This window comes from Candidatus Palauibacter sp. (assembly GCF_965216145.1).
Lineage (GTDB): Bacteria > Gemmatimonadota > Gemmatimonadetes > Palauibacterales > Palauibacteraceae > Palauibacter.
Genome location: NZ_OZ244149.1, coordinates 2344129 through 2364128, shown reverse-complemented (window position 1 = coordinate 2364128; position 20000 = coordinate 2344129). Strand labels below are relative to the sequence as shown.

Annotated in this window: 13 protein-coding genes; 1 reads left to right on the top strand and 12 read right to left on the bottom strand. The window is 69.3% G+C overall.

What is annotated here, in order from left to right:
* Window positions 1-29 precede the first annotated feature (29 nt).
* Entirely contained in the window at window positions 30-1031 is a 1002-nt protein-coding gene (locus ACOOHF_RS10005; protein ID WP_420461551.1) for an inositol monophosphatase family protein, read from the top strand.
* Window positions 1032-1770: 739 nt separating this feature from the next.
* Here ACOOHF_RS10005 and ACOOHF_RS10000 read toward each other — a convergent pair.
* The 12 genes from ACOOHF_RS10000 to ACOOHF_RS09945 form a co-directional block, all read right to left on the bottom strand.
* Window positions 1771-1911: a hypothetical protein gene (locus tag ACOOHF_RS10000; protein WP_420461550.1), complete on the bottom strand. Its 141-nt coding sequence runs from the start codon at window positions 1909-1911 to the stop codon at window positions 1771-1773.
* Between the two features lie 699 nt (window positions 1912-2610).
* A complete protein-coding gene (locus tag ACOOHF_RS09995; protein WP_420461549.1) occupies window positions 2611-3801 on the bottom strand; it encodes a DUF1611 domain-containing protein in 1191 nt (396 codons plus the stop codon).
* On the bottom strand, window positions 3798-4646 hold the full coding sequence (locus tag ACOOHF_RS09990) for a PspA/IM30 family protein (protein WP_420461548.1): 849 nt from the start codon (window positions 4644-4646) through the stop codon (window positions 3798-3800). Before ACOOHF_RS09990 ends, ACOOHF_RS09995 begins: the two co-directional genes overlap by 4 nt.
* Window positions 4647-4672: 26 nt before the next feature.
* Window positions 4673-5077 carry a CesT family type III secretion system chaperone gene (locus ACOOHF_RS09985; protein ID WP_420461547.1) on the bottom strand — a complete coding sequence of 135 codons (405 nt, stop codon included), beginning with the start codon at window positions 5075-5077 and terminating at the stop codon, window positions 4673-4675.
* A 48-nt stretch (window positions 5078-5125) separates the two neighbouring features.
* A complete protein-coding gene (locus tag ACOOHF_RS09980; RefSeq protein WP_420461546.1) occupies window positions 5126-5380 on the bottom strand; it encodes a hypothetical protein in 255 nt (84 codons plus the stop codon).
* A gap of 272 nt (window positions 5381-5652) precedes the next feature.
* Window positions 5653-5853: a hypothetical protein gene (locus tag ACOOHF_RS09975; RefSeq protein ID WP_419167226.1), complete on the bottom strand. Its 201-nt coding sequence runs from the start codon at window positions 5851-5853 to the stop codon at window positions 5653-5655.
* A gap of 87 nt (window positions 5854-5940) precedes the next feature.
* Window positions 5941-6423, bottom strand: coding sequence for a hypothetical protein (locus ACOOHF_RS09970; RefSeq protein WP_420461545.1), 483 nt, complete (start codon window positions 6421-6423; stop codon window positions 5941-5943).
* A gap of 166 nt (window positions 6424-6589) precedes the next feature.
* Entirely contained in the window at window positions 6590-10864 is a 4275-nt protein-coding gene (locus tag ACOOHF_RS09965; protein ID WP_420461544.1) for an Ig-like domain-containing protein, read from the bottom strand.
* A complete protein-coding gene (locus tag ACOOHF_RS09960; RefSeq protein ID WP_420461543.1) occupies window positions 10861-11142 on the bottom strand; it encodes a hypothetical protein in 282 nt (93 codons plus the stop codon). The genes ACOOHF_RS09965 and ACOOHF_RS09960 overlap by 4 nt, the downstream gene beginning before the upstream one ends.
* Before the next feature lie 119 nt (window positions 11143-11261).
* The gene (locus tag ACOOHF_RS09955; RefSeq protein ID WP_420461542.1) at window positions 11262-13859 is read right to left on the bottom strand and encodes an Ig-like domain-containing protein; all 2598 of its coding nucleotides are present in this window, start codon (window positions 13857-13859) and stop codon (window positions 11262-11264) included.
* 46 nt (window positions 13860-13905) lie between these two features.
* Entirely contained in the window at window positions 13906-15312 is a 1407-nt protein-coding gene (locus ACOOHF_RS09950) for an Ig-like domain-containing protein (RefSeq protein ID WP_420461541.1), read from the bottom strand.
* A 132-nt stretch (window positions 15313-15444) separates the two neighbouring features.
* The gene (locus ACOOHF_RS09945; protein WP_420461540.1) at window positions 15445-19647 is read right to left on the bottom strand and encodes an Ig-like domain-containing protein; all 4203 of its coding nucleotides are present in this window, start codon (window positions 19645-19647) and stop codon (window positions 15445-15447) included.
* Window positions 19648-20000: the final 353 nt, after the last annotated feature.

The window sequence follows — 20000 nt, the reverse complement described above, 5'->3', positions numbered from 1 at the left end:
GGCCTCGATCCCCGAAAGGAAGTCCCGACTTGCCGTCACATTCCGGAGATTCCGATCGCAAGACGGCACGCGACCCCGAGCACGACCCCGAGCACGACCCCGAACTGGACCACGCGCTCATCGAGACGAGTCTCGAGGCGGCGCGGGGGGTGGCGCTCTTTCAGCGGGCCATGCAGGGGGCGCTCGTTCCCGGGGACGCGGTCGACAAGGGGACGTGCGACTTCGTCACCACCGTCGACTTCGAGTCGGCGCGGATCATCGTCGACCTCGTACGCAAGCGGTTCCCGCACCACATCATCATGGCGGAGGACGACCCGCGGGGTCTGAGGGCCGGCGAGTGCATCGGTCGGGCCGGGCCGGTCATGTGGGTCATCGATCCGCTGGACGGGACGACGAACTGGCTGCACGGCTACCCCTGCTACGGCGTGTCGATCGCGACCCTGGACCGCCGCGGCCTGCGCACGGGCGTCGTCGTGAACTCGGCGAACGGGGAGGAGTTCGTGGCCCGACGCGGGGGCGGGGCGACGCTCGACGGCGAGCCGATCGAGGTGTCGCCGGTCGAGGACATCGGACTCGCACTCCTCGGAACAGGCTTCCCGTTCAGGAAGCTGGATCTGCTGCCGGGCTATCTGGCCTCGCTCGGCATGATGCTGCGGAACACGAGCGGCGTGCGCCGCGCGGGGGCCGCGGCGCTCGACCTGTGCGATCTCGCCGCCGGGCGGCTGGACGGCTTCTGGGAGCACTGGCTGAGGTCATGGGACGTCGCTGCCGGCGCGCTCATCGTGCGGGAGGCCGGCGGCACCTTCGGGCCCCTCCCCTCCTCCATCGACCTGGCGCTCTTCGAGGCGGTGCTGGGAGGCGAGGAGATCTGCCGCGCGTTCGCCGGCAAGGCCGACCTGACCCGCGAGATGGGGGGCGGCTTCATGGCCGGAAACGGTCGGCTCGAGCCCGTCCTGCGCGAACTCTGGTCCGAAGCGATGCTGGAGGGAGGCGCCGCGGCCAAGGCTGCGGGGGAGCTGAACCCCACCTGACGACGTGGAACATCGAGTTCCGCGTGAGTTCGCGAGAGGGGGGGGGACGAACCGGGCTCGGAGCTCAGAGGCAACCAAGCTCAGAACCGAAGCTAGTCCGGCAAGGGCCGGAGGGCCCCCGTGACTTGGCACTTGTGGCGGACGGCGGCGCGGGCCTTGTCCTTGGAGTTCGCGCAGGGTGAGAAGGAGACGCCGATCCAGACCGCCGGAGACCTCCGGGAAGGGCCAAGCGAGTGCACCCTCGTAGGGGTTTGGGGGCCGCGTTTAGGGACAACGGCCTCCCCGTGATCGCAGCTACAGCGGATTCGTTTGTCTTAGGGGGTGCCGCAGTTCAGTCGTTGCGCCGGGACCTAAGCACGGCTAAGCCCGCCCCCCCTAGTCCACCGACGCCAACGAAGATCATCCTCTCGAGTACGGTCTGGATCAGATCCGCGTTTCCAGAGAACACGAACATCGCGATGCCGCCGAGGACTACGAGGGCGGCGATCGATATAGCGTAGAGGGTGGATCTGCGACTGTCGCGACGATCATCCAAGACTCTCGAATCGTGGGCATCCACGAGGTCAAGGCTCTTGCTGATGTGCTCAGCCGTTAGCTTGTCGGAAATGTCCGGCTGCGCAGGCTGGATGCTTCTGCCTAAACCATACCGCGGCTAGTTGTCTGAAGCTCGGTGCGTCGTCTCCGGTGGACGGTTGCTCGAGGTTTCCGCTCTTGCCGCGGACTACGGGCGGGTCGTTGCTCATCGTACGAGCAACATTTGCCGGAAATCAACAGACTGCACGAATCCGCCCTTAAGGGGCGCACCAAGTACACCGCCGATCTGTTCGCCGATGCGGAGCGATGCGTCGACCTTCAGCGCCGCGGCAAACAACTCAGCCAAGTCGTCCTCCGACAACTCCACCCCGTCTCGCTCGGCCTTACGCATCATGTCAACGACGAAGGCTTGGATGGGGAATCGTCGAGAATAGAACCTTGACGAGGGGTCAAGGGCATTAGTAATTGCGGCCCGGACAGCCTCCGAGATGTGCGAGGCTTGCTCCAAGTCCAAGTCCGGCACCCGCGTTCCAGCCGCTCCCTCACTGGACATAGGTCACTCCCGTTCTTGGGGGTTTCGTAGTGGGCCCCTGCCTACTCTGTGATGAGTCGAAAGTTCCCCACGGCGACCGAACTGACGAAGGGTTAGGTTCCTCACTACGTCGGTTCGCCGCCTTTGTTTGGACACTCAGTACGGATGGGCGGTTGGTTTGGTTCCTTCCTGGGAAGCGACCTTGTCCCACCGAAACACCGACGCGTCCGCAAGCCCCTCTAGCATCACGCCGTTTTCGCGACCATGTCGATCCCTCTCGTATCATGTGGACGGTAACCTCCATGAAGCAAGCTGTCGGCAGTCGGCCATGATCCCCAGGCACTCTCGTTCCTCCCGTCGCAGTGCAAATCACGCGACGGTCCCCCCTGCCCCGTGTCGTACTTCCCTCCAGTTGCCCCCACAGATACCACAGCCCTTCAACGGAGCGTCATCGGTCCGCAGGGCCTGGGCCGTTGCGCTCGGCAACCGATCCCCGCGCTTTGACGACGGCGGTCAGGGGCCGACGGCGGCGTCCCGGGCCTCGATGATCGCGTCGGCCAGGGGGGCGACGCCGAAGCGGACGGGGTCGGTGGCGGGGAGGCCGGTGACCTCGCGCGCGTGGCGGACGGCCGCGCGGGCCTCCTCCTCGGAGATGTCGTAGGTCGCGAGGGAGACGCCGATCACGCGGCCGGGGACGTCCGGACAGGCCCAGGCGAGGGCGCCCTCGTAGCGACGGATGATCTCGTCGAGATCCGGAAGCTCGACCCAGCCGTGGTTGCCGCCGTAGATGCGGGGGCGGCTGGGCATCCAGGTGAGGATCATCGCCTGCGGCAGGGTGCCGTGCAGCAGGCCCAGCGTGACGCCGGAGTAGCCGGGGTGCATGAGCGACCCCTGGCCTTCGACGAGCACGATCTCCGCCCCGCCGCCGTCCGGGGCGCTCCCGCCGTCAGCGGCGGCTTCCAGCGTGAGGCACTCGGCGGCGCCCGAGATGAAGTCGGAGACCACCGCGTCCACGGCGATGCCCCTGCCGGCGATGAGGATCCCCGTCTGGCCGGTGGCGGCGAAGGCCGCCCGGACGCCGCGCGCGGCCAGGGCCCGCTGCAGTTCGAGGGAGACCGTCATCTTGCCGGTGTTGCAGTCGGTGCCGACGGTCAGCACCCGGAACGCCTCCGTCCGCATGGCGCGGCCCGTGCCCACCGGAAGGTCGTCCGGCGGCTTGCGGAGATCGAACAGGGTGCAGCCGCGCTGCTCGGCGAGCGCGGCCAGTTCCGGGTCGTCGCAGAAGAAGAAGTGCAGGCCGCTGATGATGTCGAGTCCCGCCTCCAGCGCCGCCACGAGCACGGTCCGCCACGCCTCCGGCAGCCGTCCGCCCTGGGGCGCGATCCCGATCAGGAGCGCCTCCGGGCGCGGCTCGTGCGCGAGCGCCTCCTCGAACGTCGCCACGATCGGGATGTCGCCGCCGAAACCGAGCGTCTCGCCCACGGTGCGCCCGGCGAAGCGGGACTCGATCACCGAGGTCACGCGCTCGGGCTGGTAGCGGACGGTCGAGGCGGCGGTCTTCGCCGTCTCGATGCCGAACACGCCCTCGCTGAGGATGGTGATCCGCGACGAGGAGAGGCGCTCCCGGGACGACGAGCGCTCCCGGGACGACGGGCGACCCCGGGACGAGGAGGAGCGCTCCCCCTCGGAGCCCGCTGCGCTCATGAGCTTCCGGCGCGCTCCATGTCACCGGCCGCGGCCTCGTCCCCGGCCTCACTCGCGGCATCGGCGTCCGCGTCGGCGTCCAACAGCTCGAGGAGTTCGGCCTCCGGGATCTCGTCGACCTCGCCGGCGGCGAGGGCCTTCGGTTCCTCCGCCGGTTCGCCGGAGGCGAGGAGGCCCATGGAGGCCTTCATGGCCAGGAGCTTGTCCTCGACCGCCGCGTCGCCCCCAGCCTCGAGCGCCGCGAACTCGCCCAGGAGAGAGTCGCCGGTGAGTTCCTCCGTGACCTCGGCGCTCGCCAGGGCCCGGCGTTCCGCCTCCTCGATCTTCTCGGTCATCTGGTCGAAGGCGCGGAAGGCGCTCTTGTCCTGCAGCCCCTGCATCGTGTCGTGGATGCGCTTCTGGGCCTCGGCGCGCTTCTGCTTCGCGATGAGGAGGTTCTTCTTGCGCTTCGCCTCCTCGATCTTGGCGTTCAGCTGCCGCAGCGAGTCCTTGAGCTTGTCCGTCTCGGCGCGGTGCTTCTGCCACTGCTCCTCGAGTTCGCGCGCGTGCTGCGCGAACTCCTGCCCGCGCACGAGCGCCTGCCGGGCCAGGTCGTCGCGGCCCTCGCGGATCGCGAGCCGCGCCCGGCGCTCCCACTCCGTCGCCTGGCCGCGCGTCTCCTCGAACTGCGCGCGCAGCTTGCGCTCGTCGGCGATCGCGACCGCCACCTCCTGCTTCGCCTGGGCGAGCTGGCGGCGCATGTCCTCGATGATCTGGATCAGCATCTTCTCGGGGTTTTCGGCCCGAGCGATGAGGTCGTTGATGTTCGAACGAATCAGGCGGGTAAGACGGTCCAGGACACCCATTTTATGCCTGTCCTTGTGTTCTTTCTTCAGTCGTTGGGGATTTCGGTGGTCAAGCTGTCCCAGTGCGTGGTCAGCGCCAGGGTGAGGCTCTCGAGCGTGGCGCGGAACTCGGAGAAGTCGAGGTTCTCCAGTTCCAGCGTGTCGCTCAGGATGACCTCTCCGTCCTCGAGGCCGTAGGCCCCGTGGATGAGGTCCACCGCGTTCAGTTCCAGGAGCTTCCGGTAGAGCGCGAGCTGGTCCTCGTCGTCGATCGGAAGGTCGCGGATGTCGGCGCGGCACACGAGGACGGGCGGCTGGTAGTTCACCACGAGCCTCGGCTGCCGCTGTGCATGCTCGCCGTTGGGTTGGACGATCCAGAGTCCTTCGTCGAGTTCCTCGAACTCCGCTTCGGTGCGGATGAGGAAGCTCTCAATGTCCTCTCTGTTCAGCATTGGTCCGGTTTCCGCAGTCGTGAATCGGGTCGCGCCCTCGGGCGCGTCTCAGCGGTGCTCATCCGAAGGCGGCGGGTTGCCCCGCGCGCCGCTCTCGAGGAGGCGGGTCATGAACCGCTGCTCCTCCGTCAATCGTTCCACCTGGCTCGCGAGGAGCGCCACATGCTCGCGCAGGCGCTCGATCTCCTCGTCCGCGGCGGGTTCCACCTCGGGACGCGACGGGCGCGCCTCGAACCACTTCGAGGCCACCTCGCCGAACGTGATGAGCCCGACGATGATGATGATGAAGATGAAGACGCTCATCTGCCCTGTGTTTCCCGGCGCCCCGGGACCGCCCGGGACCGCCCGGGACCGGCTGTCATGGACCTACGGGGCGGCCCGAACCGAAGTTTCCCGCGGGCGGCCGCGCGACCGCCGAACGGGGAGCCATGTTAACGTCCCGTCACCCACCACGGAACCCGGTTTGAACGCTCCCGTCAGGGCGGTGAGCGCGATGGTGAGCGAGAGCCCAGGACCTCCAGCGCGTGATGGTGATCCCGTCCATCCTCCGGACGGCCGTCCGAGACTTCACGGCGTCAGGCGGAGGGGCTGGACACACGTCCGTCGCGGCGGATGAAGCCGTCGAACAACCCTTCGAGCCGGGCCATTCGTTCACGCAGGTCCGCTACATCCCGGGTCAGGCCCGTGAGATCTCGGCGGATGCCCAGAAGCACAGGCGTGAACGCGCCAACGAGCGCGATGGCCGCTCCGATAATCGTCCAGCCCTCTGCCGTCATGCCCCGTCTCCTCTTCCCCGTGAGTCCGTTACCGATACGGACCCAATCTCCGCGTAAGCCTCAATGTGGTATCAAGTGGGGAGGGCCTCAAGCACCGTCATGCAGACCCCGGCCAAAAGAAAGGGGCCGGCGGCCGTCGCCCGGGGTCTCTCTGGCGCGGATCAGGTCGGCGAGTTCCTGCATGCCGGCACGCATTTCCTCGCGGAGATCGGTGATGTCGCTGCGGACTTCCTCGCGCAGGGCCCGCATTTCCAGGCGCAACTCGCGCACCTCCGATTCGAGGCCGGAGACCCGCGCTTCGAGGCCGGAGACCCGCGCTTCGAGGCCGGAGACCCGGCTAACGAGTTGAATCTGCGTGTCGTGGAGGGCGTTCGTCCGCTCCCAAAGAAGGGAGAAGGTTCCCGCCATGACCGTGAGCGCGATGGTGAGCGAGAGACCGAGGTTCCAGCGGGTGATGGTGATGCCGCCCGTCGTCCGGTCTCGGTCCGCGCGCGTAGTCGAACCCGTGCCGGCGCCGGGTTCTCCGACAGCGGTTCGAGACTTCGCGGCATCTGTCTTCGACTTCGACATGGGCGATCCCTGGTGACGAGGTGAACCTAACCGATCGTCGTGGCGCGCGGAAACTTCGCCGCGCACCTCGAGTCGCAGGATCGCAGCGCCTATCAAGACAGGTTCAACCGGCAGCCATGCTTCCGTCTCCGGACCCTCGAGCTGGCGGCAGGGGGGTCAGGTGGGGTCAGCGGGGCGGGATCACGCGCATGAGGCGGCCCTCGTCGTCCACGACGCGGATCGGCACCCGCAGGATGTCGTCGCCGAGGTGGAGGATCCGGCCGGCCTCCGCCTGGGCCGGGCGCCCCGGGGGAAGGTCGGGCGAGACGCCGTACGGGTCGGCGAGGGCGGCGTTGACCGTGTATCCCAGGTCGGCCAGAGACTCAATCGTGATCGCGCTCAGGGACTCCCTGCGGCTGCTGGATAGCGACGGCCTCATCACCTCCCCCGGAAAGATCGAGGCGCGCCAGTGGCTGTCCGGCCCAGGCTCCCTGTTGGCGACGGGCACCTTGGCGCCCGTGTAGCTCGCGCCGCTGGCCGCATTGAAGGCCGCGATGGCGCCCGCGCCGGTGAAGTGCGTGTCGGCCCCGGGCGTAACGTACGAAGGGTCCGCGAGCAGACCGAAGCGCTCCCAGAGGGTGCCGAAGCCTAGGACGTGCGCGATCTCGTGGATGACGATGTCGAGCAGCCCCGTTGTCGCGGGAATCCGGTCCATGTCCTCCGAGTCCAGGACCACGCGGCCGACGACCGGGAGCCCGTTACTCTCACGGACGGTGCACGGGCCCGCGTAACCCAGGGTGCCCCTGGGGCCATCGATGCTCTCAGCGTCGAACAGGATCAGCAGGTCGTCCACGGTGCCGACGACCTCGTTCGTTGTCAGGCCGCCGCAGGAGACTTGGCGGTTGAAGCGCACGTCGGACAATTCGCTGTTCCCGAGGACCCCCTCCAAGGTGGATACCGCCTGGCGGATCACGTTGCGCGCGGACGCCGAAACGTCACTGGTGAAACGCAGGTCGATGTCGAATCCGGCCGGGGCGACGAAGGTGCGGACCGTCACGTCGAAGGCCTGCGCCGTGGAGAGGCCCAGGGCGTCGGTGGCGCGCGCGGTGATCCGTGCCGTGCCCTCCGACCGGCCTTTGATCCGGACCATGTCGGTCGACGACGTGACGCTCGCCCGGGTCTCATCGGAGGAGGTGGCGGAGAAGGTGAGCTTGTCGCCGTCCGGATCCGAGAAGAAGCGGGACAGGACCACCGTGCGCTCTTCCCCCTCCTCCAGATTCAGGTCCGGCAGCGTGGCGGTGATGGCCGGCGGGCGGTTCGGCACCGTCACCTCGAAGCTCAGCGAGGCTTCGAGGCCGGCGTAGTCTCTCGCCGTCACCGTGATCGTCGTCGCGCCCCGGCTCTGGGACGCGAGCCTCACCTCGTTCCCCGAGGCTGTGGCGGTCGCCACGTCCGGGTCGGAGGAGGAGGCGCGGTAGGTGAGCCCGTCGCCGTCCGGATCCCGAAAATAGGGGCTCGCGTCCACCGTGGTGCGCCGGTTCAGGAGCAGTTCGATGTCCGGCATGGGGCCCGTGCCCTCGGGCGCGCCGTTGGGCACGGCGACGACGAAGGAGAGCGCCGCCTCGAGGCCCCCGGCGTCCCGGGCCGTGACCGTGATCGTGACCCTGCCCCGGCGCAGGGCCCGGATCGTCACCGTGCTTCCGGAGACGCTGGCGGCGGCCGCGGTCGCGTTGGATGCGCGCACCCGGTAGGTGAGCGCGTCCCCGTCGGGGTCCGTGAAGTGGGGGGAGACGTCCAGCGTGACCTCCCCGCCCCGCGCGAGTTCGATGTCGGGCAGAGGCGTCGTGCCCTCGGGCGCCCGGTTGGCCACCGTGACCTCGAAGGCGAGCGCGGCCGCGAGGCCGCTCGGGTCCCGGGCCGTGACCGTGATCGTGGCCGCGCCGCGCGACAGCGCCCGCACCGTGACGACGCTCCCCGAGGCGGCCGCGGTCGCCACGGTCGCGTCCGAGGAGACCGCCGAGTACGTCAGCGGGTCGCCGTCCGGATCGGTGAAGTGGGACGACGCGTCCACCGTCGTCTCGCTCCCCGGCGCCAGTTCGATGTCGGCAATCGGGCTCGTGCCCCGGGGCGGGCTGTTGGGGACCGTGACATCGAAGGCTAGCGACGCCGCGAGACCGTCCGGGTCGGAGGCCGTGACCGTGACCGTGGCCGATCCGCGCGCCAGCGCCCGAACCATGAGGACGCTCCCGGAGACATCCACCGCCGCGATGGCGGGCGCGGAGGAGGACGCCGACCAGGTGAGCACGTCACCGTCGGGATCCGTGAAGTGGGACGAGGCGTTGACGGTCGTCTCCCCGCCCCGCCCCAGTTCGATGTCCGGAATCGGCGTCTCGCCCCTGGGGGCGTCGTTGACCACCGTCACGTCGAACTCGAGCGCAGCTTCCAGCCCGTCCGGATCCGAGGCGGTCACCGTGACGGTGGCCGTGCCGCGCGACAGCGCCCGCACCGTGACGACGCTCCCCGACGCGTCCGCGGCCGCCACCGAGGGATCCGAGGATGCCGCCCGGTAGGTGAGCGCGTCGCCGTCCGGATCCGTGAAGTGGGACGACGCCTCCACCGTGGTCACGCCGCCCGTCCCGACTTCCAGATCGGGGATCGGCGTGTCGCCCCCCGGGGCGCCGTTGACCACCGTCACCTCGAAGTCGAGCGACGCCTCCAGGCCATCCGGATCGGAGGCCGTGACCGTGATCGTGGCCGTGCCGCGCGCGAGCGACCGCACGGTGACCTCGCTCCCGTCGGGAGCCGCCGCGGCCACGGCGGAGTCCGACGACTCCGCCCGGTAGGCGAGGGCATCGCCGTCCGGATCCGTGAAATGGGGGGACACATCCACGGTCACGGCGTCCCCCGTCGCCAGTTCGAGGTCCGGGGGCATACCGCGGGTTTCCGGGCCGCTGTTCGGCACCGTGACGTCGAAGCTCTGCGCGGCCTCCAGGCCCGACGGATCCGAGGCCGTCACCGTGATCCTCGCCACGCCCCGCGCCAGCGCCCGCACCGTGACCGCGGCGCCCGCGACCTCCACCTCGGCCACGGCCGCGGCGGAGGACTCCGCACGGTAGGTGAGCACGTCGCCATCCGGATCGGTGAAGAGAGAGGACACGTCGAACGTGGCTTCCTCTCCCAGGGGCAGTTCGATGTCCGACAAAGCTCCCGTGCCCTGCGGGCCGCTGTTCGGCACCGTGACGTCGAAGCTCTGCGCGGCCTCCAGGCCCGACGGATCCGAGGCCGTCACCGTGACCGCAGCCACGCCCCGCGCCAGCGCCCGCACCGTGACCGCGGCGCCCGCGACCTCCACCTCGGCCACGGCCGCGGCGGAGGACTCCGCGCCATAGGTGAGCACGTCGCCATCCGGATCCGTGAAGAGAGAGGACACGTCGAACGTGGCTTCCTCTCCCAGGGGCAGTTCGATGTCCGACAAAGCTCCCGTGCTCTGCGGGCCGCTGTTCGGCACCGTGACGTCGAAGCTCTGCGCGGCCTCCAGGCCCGACGGATCCGAGGCCGTCACCGTGACCGTGGCCATGCCCCGCCCCAGGGCCCGCACCGTGACCGCGGCGCCCGCGACCTCCACCTCGGCCACGGCCGCGTCGGAGGACTCCGCGCCATAGGTGAGCACGTCGCCATCCGGATCGGCGAAGAGAGAGGACACGTCGAACGTGGCTTCCTCTCCCAGGGGCAGTTCGATGTCCGACAAAGCTCCCGTGCCCTGCGGGCCGCTGTTCGGCACCCCCACCTCGAAGCTCTGCGCGGCCTCCAGGCCCGACGGATCCGAGGCCGTCACCGTGACCGTGGCCATGCCCCGCCCCAGCGCCCGCACCGTGACCTCGGCGCCCGCGACCTCCACCTCGGCCACGGCCGCGGCGGAGGACTCCGCACGGTAGGTGAGCACGTCGCCATCCGGATCCGTGAAGAGAGAGGACACGTCAAACGTGGCTTCCTCTCCCAGGGGCAGTTCGATGTCCGACAAAGCTCCCGTGCCCTGCGGCCCGCTGTTCGGCACCCCCACCTCGAAGCTCTGCGCGGCCTCCAGGCCCGACGGATCCGAGGCCGTCACCGTGACCGCAGCCACGCCCCGCGCCAGGGCCCGCACGGTGACCACGCTTCCCCCCGCCTCCGCAGCGGCCGCCGCCACGCCCGGCTCGGACGACACGGCGGCGTAGGTCAGCCGGTCTCCGTCAGGGTCGGCGAAGTATTCCGCAACGTCGAGCCGGAGCGTGTCGCCGAGGATGATTTCCTGGCCGGGGATGGTCCCCACCGCGGCGGGCGGCCGATTCGGCGTGGGGGCCGGCCCGGGATCGGGTCCCGGCTCCGGCCCGGTGCCTGCGTCCGAGCAGGCGGCGACCCAGACGGCCGCCGAGGCCAGGAGCGCGGCGCACAGGACCCGGCCTCTGCGAATGATGCCGATCATGTCCCTTCCATGAGGCCGAAGGTATCCGCTCGAGGTTGAATTTGGGACAGATCCCGCTTGTTCCCTGCCACGCGGCGCGTTCCGCCCACGCTTACGGTGACCCTCGTGGCCTGCGTATTGCCGATGTTCGACTGACTCTTGCTGACCGTGAAGGTGGGCGCAATCCCATCCCTGACGAAGCTGTAGCGGACCGTGGCCCGGTTCCCGGGGCTGGAGTTGTCCTCCGCCCAGGCGGTCACGCTGTAGGCACCGTCCCTCGTCAACGCCGCGAACGTCACGACCGCGGTGCCGTCCGCTACCTGTGCCGCGGGGATGCTACCAACAGCCGCGAGGTTCCGTGAGGGGGCCCGGGAGGGGCGTCGGCGTGCGGTTTTTTTGTGAGGGTCCCCGACCGGGGTCAGCGGGGCGGGATCACGCGCATGAGGCGGCCCTCGTCGTCCACGACCTGGATCGGCACCCGCAGGATGTCGTCGCCGAGGTAGAGGATCCGGCCGGCCTCCGCCTGGACGGGGCGCCCCGGGGGAAGGTCGGGCGAGACGCCGTACGGGTCGGCGAGGGCAGCGTTGACCGTGTATCCCAGGTCGGCCAGAGACTCAATTGTGATCGCGCTCAGGGACTCCCCGCGGCGGGTGGATAGCCCAGGCCTCATCATCTCCCCCGGAAAGATCGAGGCGCGCCAGTGGCTGTCCGGCCCAGGCTCCCTGTTGGCGACGGGCACCTTGGCGCCCGTGTAGCTCGCACCGCCGGCCGCATTGAAGGCCGCGATGGCACCCGCGCCGGTGAAGTGCGTGTCGGCCCCGGGCGTGACGGACGAAGGGTCCCCGAGCAGGCCGAAGATCTCCCAGAGGGTGCCGAAGCCGAGGACGTGCGCGATCTCGTGGATGACCACGTCGAGCAAGCCCGTCGTGGCCGGTATGCGGTCGATGTCCTCCGAGTCCAGGACCACCAGGCCGACGATCGGGAGGCTGTTACTCGAGCGGACCGTGCACGGGCCCGCGTAGCCCAGGTTTCCGCCGGGGCCATCGATGCTCTCAGCGTCGAACAGGATCAGCAGTTCGTCCACGGTGCCGACGACCTCGTTCGTTGTCAGGCCGCCGCAGGTGATTTGGCGGTCGAAGCGCACGTCGGACAATTCGCTGTTCGCGAGGACCCCCTCCCAGGTGGATACCGCCCGGCGGATCACGTTGCGCGCGGACGCCGACACGGAACTGGCGAAACTCACGTCGATGTCGAATCCGGCCGGGGCGACCAAGGTGCGGACCGTCACGTCGAAGGCCTGCGCCGTGGAGAGGCCCAGGGCGTCGGTGGCACGCGCGGTGATCCGTGCCGTGCCCTCCGACGCGCCCCGGATCCAGATCGTGTCCGCCGATGCATCGAGCCCCACCCGGGTATCATCGGAGGAGGTGGCGGAGAAGGTGAGCGCGTCGCCGTCCGGATCCGAGAAGAAGCGGGACAGGACCACCATGTGCTCCTCCCCCTCCTCCAGGTCCAGGTCGGGCAGCGTGGCGGTGATGCCGGGCGGGCGGTTCGGCGCCGGCAGCACCGCCACCTCGAAGCTCAGGGCGGCCGAGAGGCCCGCGGGGTCGGTCGCCGTCACCGTGATCGTACTCGCGCCCTGGCTCACGGCCTCCACCGTCACCTGCTGCCCTGAAGCCGTGGCCGTCGCAACGGTCGGGTTGGAGGAGGTCGCCTCGTAGCTGAGCCCGTCGCCGTCCGGATCTCGGAAGTAGGGGCTCGCGTCCACCGTGGCCCTCCCGTTCAGGGCCAGTTCGATGTCGGGCAGAGGTGCCGTGCTCTCGGGCGCGCCGTTGGGGACCGTGACCACGGGGACCGTCACCTCGAAGGCGAGCGCGGCTTCCAGCCCGCCCGGATCCGTAGCCGTGACCGTGACCGTGGTCGATCCGGGCACCAGCGCCCTCACCGTGACCGCGCTCCCCGAGGGGTCCGCGGCCGCCACGGCAGGGTTGGACGACGACGCGGAGAAGGTGAGCGCGTCGCCGTCCGGATCCGAGAAGAAGCGGGACAGGACGATGATCTCCTCCTCCCCCTCCTCCAGATCCAGGTCGGGCAGCGTGGCGGTGATGCCGGGAGGGCGGTTCCGCATCACCGCCACCTCGAAGCTCAGGGAGGCCGAGAGGCCCGCGGGGTCGGTCGCCGTCACGGTGATCGTACTCGCGCCCCGGCTCACGGCCTCCACCGTCACCCGCTGCCCTGAAGCCGTGGCCGTCGCCACGTCCGGGTTGGAGGAGGTCGCGTCGTAGCTGAGCCTGTCGCCATCCGGATCTCGGAAGTAGGGGCTCGCGTCCACCGTGGCCCTCCCGTTCAGGGCCAGTTCGATGTCCGGCATCGGACCCGTCCCCTCCGGCGGGCTGTTGCCTACCGTCACGGTGAAGGAGAGTGCCGCCTCGAGGCCGTCCGGATCCGTGGCCGTGACCGTGACCGTGGCGGATCCCCGGGTCAGCACCCGCACGGTCACGACGCTCCCCGACGCGTCCGCGGTCGCCACGGGGGCGTTGGACGACCGCACGCGATAGGTGAGCGCGTCCCCGTCGGGGTCGGTGAAGTGGGAGGAGGCGTCCAGCGTCACATCCCCTCCCGGTGCGAGTCCGATGTCGGGCAGAGGTGCCGTGCTCTCGGGCGCGCGGTTGGGGACCGTGACCGCGGGCACCGTCACCTCGAAGGCGAGCGCGGCTTCCAGCCCGTCCGGATCGGCGGCGGTGACCGTGACCGTCGCCGCGCCGCGGGCCAGCGCCCTCACCGTGACCTGGCTCCCCGAGGCGTCCGCGGCCGCCACGGCGGGGTTGGAAGACGACGCCGTCCAGGTGAGCGCATCCCCGTCGGGATCCGTGAACAGGGAGGCCACCTCCACCGTCGTTTCCTCGCCTCCCGCCAGTTCGATGTCCGCGAGCGTCCCGGTGGCGGCCGGCCCGCTGTTGGGTACCGTGACCTCGAAGGCGAGCGCCGCTTCCAGCCCGTCGGGGTCCGCGGCCGTCACCGTGATCGTCGCCGCGCCGCGCCAGCGCCCGTATCGTAAGCTCGCGTCACCTCGAAGTCGCCAGCGCCCGTATCGTAAGCTCGCTGCCGGCGGCAGCCGCCGCGGCCACCGCGGGGTCCGACGACTCGGCCCGGTAGGTGAGCACGTCCCCGTCCGGGTCCGTGAAGTACGAGGACAGCTCCACCGTCGCCGCGTCCCCCCGACGCAGCTCCAGGTCCGCAAGCGACCCGCCGGCCACCGGCCCGCTGTTGGGTACCGTGACCTCGAAGGCGAGCGCCGCTTCCAGCCCGTCCGGATCCGCGGCCGTCACCGTGACCGTGGCCGCGCCGCGCGCCAGCGCCCGTATCGTAAGCTCGCTCCCGGCGGCAGCCGCCGCGGCCACGGCGGGGTCCGACGACTCGGCCCGGTAGGTGAGCATGTCCCCGTCCGGGTCCGTGAAGTGCGAGGACAGCTCCACCGTCGCCTCGCCCCCCCGACGCAGCTCCAGATCCGCGGGCGATCCGCCGGCCGCCGGCCCGCTGTTGGGTACCGTCACCTCGAAGTCGAGCGCCGCTTCCAGCCCGTCCGGGTCCGCGGCCGTCACCGTGATCGTCGCAGAGCCGCGGGCCAGCGCCCGTATCGTAAGCTCGCTCCCGGCGGCAGCCGCCGCGGCCACGGCGGGGTCCGACGACTCGGCCCGGTAGGTGAGCACGTCCCCGTCCGGATCCGTGAAGTGCGAGGACAGCTCCACCGTCGCCTCGCCCCCCCGACGCAGCTCCAGATCCGCAGGCGATCCGCCGGCCGCCGGCCCGCTGTTGGGTACCGTCACCTCGAAGTCGAGCGCCGCTTCCAGCCCGTCCGGGTCCGCGGCCGTCACCGCGATCGTCGCCGCGCCGCGCGCCAGCGCCCGTATCGTGAGCTCGCTCCCGGCGGAAGCCGCGGCGGCCAGCGCGGGGTCCGACGACTCGGCCCGGTAGGTGAGCGAGTCGCCGTCGGGGTCGGTGAAGTACGGAGACACCTCCACGGTGGCCTCTTCGCCCAACGGCAGCTCCAGATCCGGAATCCGGCCGGCGGCGGCCGGCCCGCTGTTCAGCACCGTCACATCGAAGGTCTGCGACGCCTCGAGGCCGTCCGGGTCCGAGGCCGTCACGGTGATCGTTTCCGCACCTCGGCGCAGCGCGACGACCGTCACGGTGTCGCCCGCGGTGGAGACCGTCGCGACCTCCGGGTCCGACGAGCGCGCGTCGTAGGCGAGTCGGTCTCCGTCGGGATCGGCGAAGTACGACGCGACCGTCAGCGCGACCGTATCCCCGACCATCGCCGACTGGCCCGGAATCGCGCCCACGGCCGTCGGTGGATGGTTCGGTTCGAGGGGCGGGGGCGCAGGGGGCGGGGGGCCCGTACGCGCATCCGAGCAGGCGACCCACCACGCGCCGAGAGACACCAGAAGTGCCCCGCACAGAAGTCGCCTCAACGGGTTCCCTCTGCCGTCATGGCTGTGGTCTCCCAAGAGAAAAGTGCAAGGCACAAGAGAAAAGGGCCCCGCGAACTCGCGGGGCCCTCTCCTGCTGCTGTGGAAACAGTGGCCGAAATGGCCGACCTGCGATCAGCCGCCTCCGTTCTCTTCGTCGTTGTCCTCAACCGTGATCTCGAGTATGCCGACCGAGGCCTTGAGATTTGCAGCATCCTTCAGCTCCACGCTCTGCTCCGTCGTGAGGCCGATCTTGAGCATCTCGTTGTCCGTGTCCTCATCCTCGGGCGTGGTCACCGTCACGGTCACCGTTCCCGACGTCTGGTTGCGGTCGATGGTCAGCGTTCCGGAGGCCGTGAAAGCATAGCCGGCGGTCGCGAGAGCTCCGCCTTCGTCTACCAGCGCCCAGCGATTCGCCGGGAGATCGAAGATTCCAGGCATCGGGCCCGCAGCCGTGGCCGTCACCGTCATGGTCACCCCGTCGGCGCCCTCACTCACGTTGCCGATGGAGAACGTGACGTCCGGATCGGCGTCATCGATCCTGATCATCACCGGGTCGGTGCGGGCGCCCTCACCGATCTGATCTGCACCGATCTGGACGAACTCGGCCTCTTCCTCCTCCAGGTCGTCGTTGGCGATGAGCCACACGTCGGCCTCTGTCGTTCCCGGAGCAGAGCTGGAGAACGCGCCCAGCTGCACCATGGTGAGTTCCATCTCGTCGCCCGAGTACGGCTGGAGAACGTTTGAAAGGAAGCCCGGCTCCCTGAAGGTGTAGTCGTCACCATCGGGCAGCGTGATCATGCCCTCGTTGAGTATTCCGCCCTCCGGCGCCTTGATAACGATATTCACCCACCTCGCAACCGCGGCCGCGTCGTCGAAGGGCGTCTTCTCGGTCACCCCGTTGTAGCGATTACCGGAGATGTCTCTGATCACCACACTCATCGTGTAGTCGTCATCGGCCGCCGTGACCGGGATCGTGGTCGTCGCGCCGTTGTAGTTCGGGCCGCCGCCCGACGCGGACGCCGTAATCACGCTTTTCTCCGAGGTCGCATTCCGGTCGTGACGCGCCGTCACGGTCACCGGAACCGACACCCTCTTGTGGACCGAGTCGATTACGATAGAAGGCGGACTGAACGTCACGGTCGGCGGACCGCTGAACGTCACGGTCATGACGCTCACCGAAATGCCCGAACTCAACGTGAGCACGAACTGCGAGCCATCTTCGTCGCCCTCCGTCACCATCAAGGGGGCCTCAGCCGTGATGGCTGCACCCTGGGCGCTCCCAACCCAGTGCGCCGCGCCGAGGTCGTGGACCGGGCCTGGATTGGACCAGTTCACGCTGAACGACCCGACGTCATACTCCTTCCAGTTCCCGGGACCCTCGCCTTCCCTGTCCGTCGCGACATCCTCGACGTACAGGTAGAAGCAGAGGTTCTCTGAGACGAACGGTTCGGTACCCGAGATGTCGCCGGCGGACGGAGCCTTGACGGTGAAGGTCTCGTCGAACGTGATCGACGACGAACCATCGTCCGACAGATCCCGCTTGTTCCCCGTCACGCGGCGCGCGGGAAGATTGAGCTCGTCGTCATCACCCGCCGGGCAGACGCCCTCCACCGGAGACCGGACGCTGAGTTCCGCCGCCTCGATGCCGTTCGCGTCGGAGATCGTTCCGCCCACGCTTACGATGACCGTCGTGGCCTGCGTATTGCCGATGTTCGACTGGCTCTTGCTGACCGCGAAGGTGGGCGCAAGCCCATCCCTGACGAAGCTGTAGCCGACCGTAGTCCTGTTCCCGGGGGTGGCGTTGTCCTGCGCCCAGGCGGTCACGCGGTAGGCACCGTCCTTCGTCAACCCCAGCCGGGCCTGGCTGATTGACTTGAGCTTTGTCGTGTTACTGAACGCGCCGATGTACTTGGTTCCGACGAACCAGAGGGTGGCCCAGTAGCCCGAACCGGCTTCGCCCGTCGCGAGATCGGGATCCTCGGCTTCGAACGCGAGGAACGCGTTACGCTTGAGGACCATTCGCGAGTCGGGCTCCACGTCGGTCACGACCGGCCGGCCCTTGTCGACGCCGAAGTAATTGATCGTGCTGATGGGTATGCCCGGAAGCGTGGCTTCGTTCCCGAGCTCGTCGGCTATCGCCGTCACCTCGCCCACGTAGCAGCTCAGGCCCTTGTCATCGGCGAAGTCCTTGGTGGCGTCCTCCTCGGGCAGCTCGGCCATGTTGCTGATCGCCTCCAGCCCCGCCGCCGGCATGAAGGCCGTGCTCTTGAGGCTGTCGCTGTTGGCCACGATGCCGCAGTCGCCCACCGCGATGATCGCCCCTGCCCCGCCGACGCCGCCGTCCGTCAGGCCGCGTACGCTCAAGGCGCCGCTGTTGTAGTACGTGTTCCCTACGGACTGGTTGGTACTCGCCGCGGTAGCGCCATACGTGACCAGGATCTCCTGCGGCTCGTCTTCGTCCGGATCATGCGTCCAGGTGGGCACCTTGAAGTCGAAGTGGAGCGGGCCGACCCTCGCCTCTTCGTCGCCCCTGAACTTCGACGTCACCAGCAGATCGCCATCGTCCTTGATGTCGCCGCTGTTGATGACCCAGTGCTCGTCCTTGCCGGCCCTGTCCTCCACGCCACCGTTGCTGGCCGGGACGACGTTCCAGGTGAACGCACCCTTCTCCTTCGTGAGCTTCAGGGTCGCCCCCCGCGTCGAGTCCGCGACCGTCGTGTCGATGGCGGCCGCGTCCGGGCCGGTGAGCATCGTCGTCAGCGACAGCTCGCCGACCGTCGTGCCGTCGTACGACGCCGGGCAGGCGTGGAACGTGTTCTGGTTGCTGTCGTCGTCTTCGTCGACCGGGCCGCCGTAGTAGGTGACGCCGGTCTTGACCGCCGACGCGCTGCCGGCGCTGTGTTCGACCATCACGAACCCGGAGTTCTTGAGCGTGATCGGCTGCGTGACGATCGCCTCGCGCGTCTCGCCATCAGCGGTCGTGACGCGCGCGCCCAGAATGTGGTCGCCGTTGGCGTACAACGGCGGCAGCTGCGCACCGGCGCACTCGCCCATGATGGAGGCCGTCTTGAACAGGCACTCGACCTCGAGCTGGCCGCTGGCTGCCGCGATAAACCCGCCCTGGTCGCTGGAGGTGCCGCGGCAGTGGATCACCTCTTCGCCCAGCGTCAACGAGATGCCGGCGATCGTATCGTCGTTCGGCTGCACGTCGAGCAGCACGGTGACATCGCCGGACACGTCCGTCGGATCCACCGCCGTGCTCCGGTCGGTGACGCTCCGCAGACCGAAGATCGCAACCGTCGCCGCCTTCCCGGAGGGATCGGAGACGGAGACGTTGAAGCCCTGCGAACCCGACGCGGACCCATCGCTCGCCGTGACCGTGACCACAGCGCCGCCAACGGCAACGCCCGTGATCGTCGCGGCCGAACCTTCCATCGAGATGGTCGCGACTTCGGGGCTGGAGCTGGCACCGCTGTAGGTCAGCTCATCCCCATCCGCGTCGCTGAAGTAGCCCGCCACGTCGAGCGTGGCCGTGCCACCGATGTTGACGCTGTGGGCCGGAATCGTGCCCACCGCCGTCGGCGGCGAGTTCCCGCCGGCTTCGTTCACCGTGATGGAGACTTCCTGGGCGGCTGCGGCGCCGTCCGGGTCCGTCGCGGTGATCGTCGCCACGGCCGCACCGGCCGCGACGGCGGTGATCGTCACCGACGAGCCCTCGTTCGCCACGGCGGCTACGGCGTCGTTGGAACTCGTCGCCGCGAACGTCAGTTCATCGCCGTCCGGATCGGAGAAGAAACCCGCGACGTCGACCGTGGCGGTCCCGCCCACATCGAGCGTGCGGGCCGCGATCGAGCCGACGGCCATGGGCGCGCTGTTCGTGGCGTTGCCCTTGCCCGAGGTGACGCTGAAGCCCTGCGCGGCGGCGGCCCCGTCCGGGTCGCGCGCCGTGATCGTCACGACCGCGGTGCCGTCCGCGACACCCGTGATCGTCGCATTCGAGCCTTCCATGCTGACCGTCGCGGCGCCCTCGTTGGAGCTGCCCGCCGAATACGTGAGCTCGTCGCCATCCGGGTCGCTGAAGTAGCCGGCCGCGTCGAACGTGCTCGTCGCACCGACCGCCACCTGTGCCGCGGGGATGCTACCGACGGCCGTGGGCGCCTGGTTGACAGGCGGTGGCGGCGGCGGTGGCGGCGGCGGCGGCGGCGGCGGAGGTGGAAATGTGATGGGTGGGGGGGGCGGCGTCTCCGGAGTGATCACCTCGACGGTGTCTCCGCAGGCACCGATGACCAAGGCGATAACCCCTGTCATCAACAGGCCTCTCGTAACCTTCTTCATTCAGCTCCTCCTCGGGATGAATGTCCTCCGGGTCGTGACGCAATTTTCCCGGTCGCGACGGGAACGTACCACGAGGAAGCCACCCAAAACAAGGGGCATATATCCCCCGTTTCCAAGTGGGCGGAATCCCCCGTAAATCGGGGGTAGAGCGAGGTTGCAGCGAGGGCGCCCGGGCGGGGCGTCGGTGCGGTCTGTTGGGGGGTCCCGACCGGGGTCAGCGGGGCGGAATCACGCGCAGGACGCGGCCCTCGTCGTCCACGACCTGGATCGGCATCCGCAGGATGTCGTCGCCGAGGTAGATGATCTGGCCGACCTCCGCCTGGAGCGGACGACCGGGGGGGATGTCGGGGAGC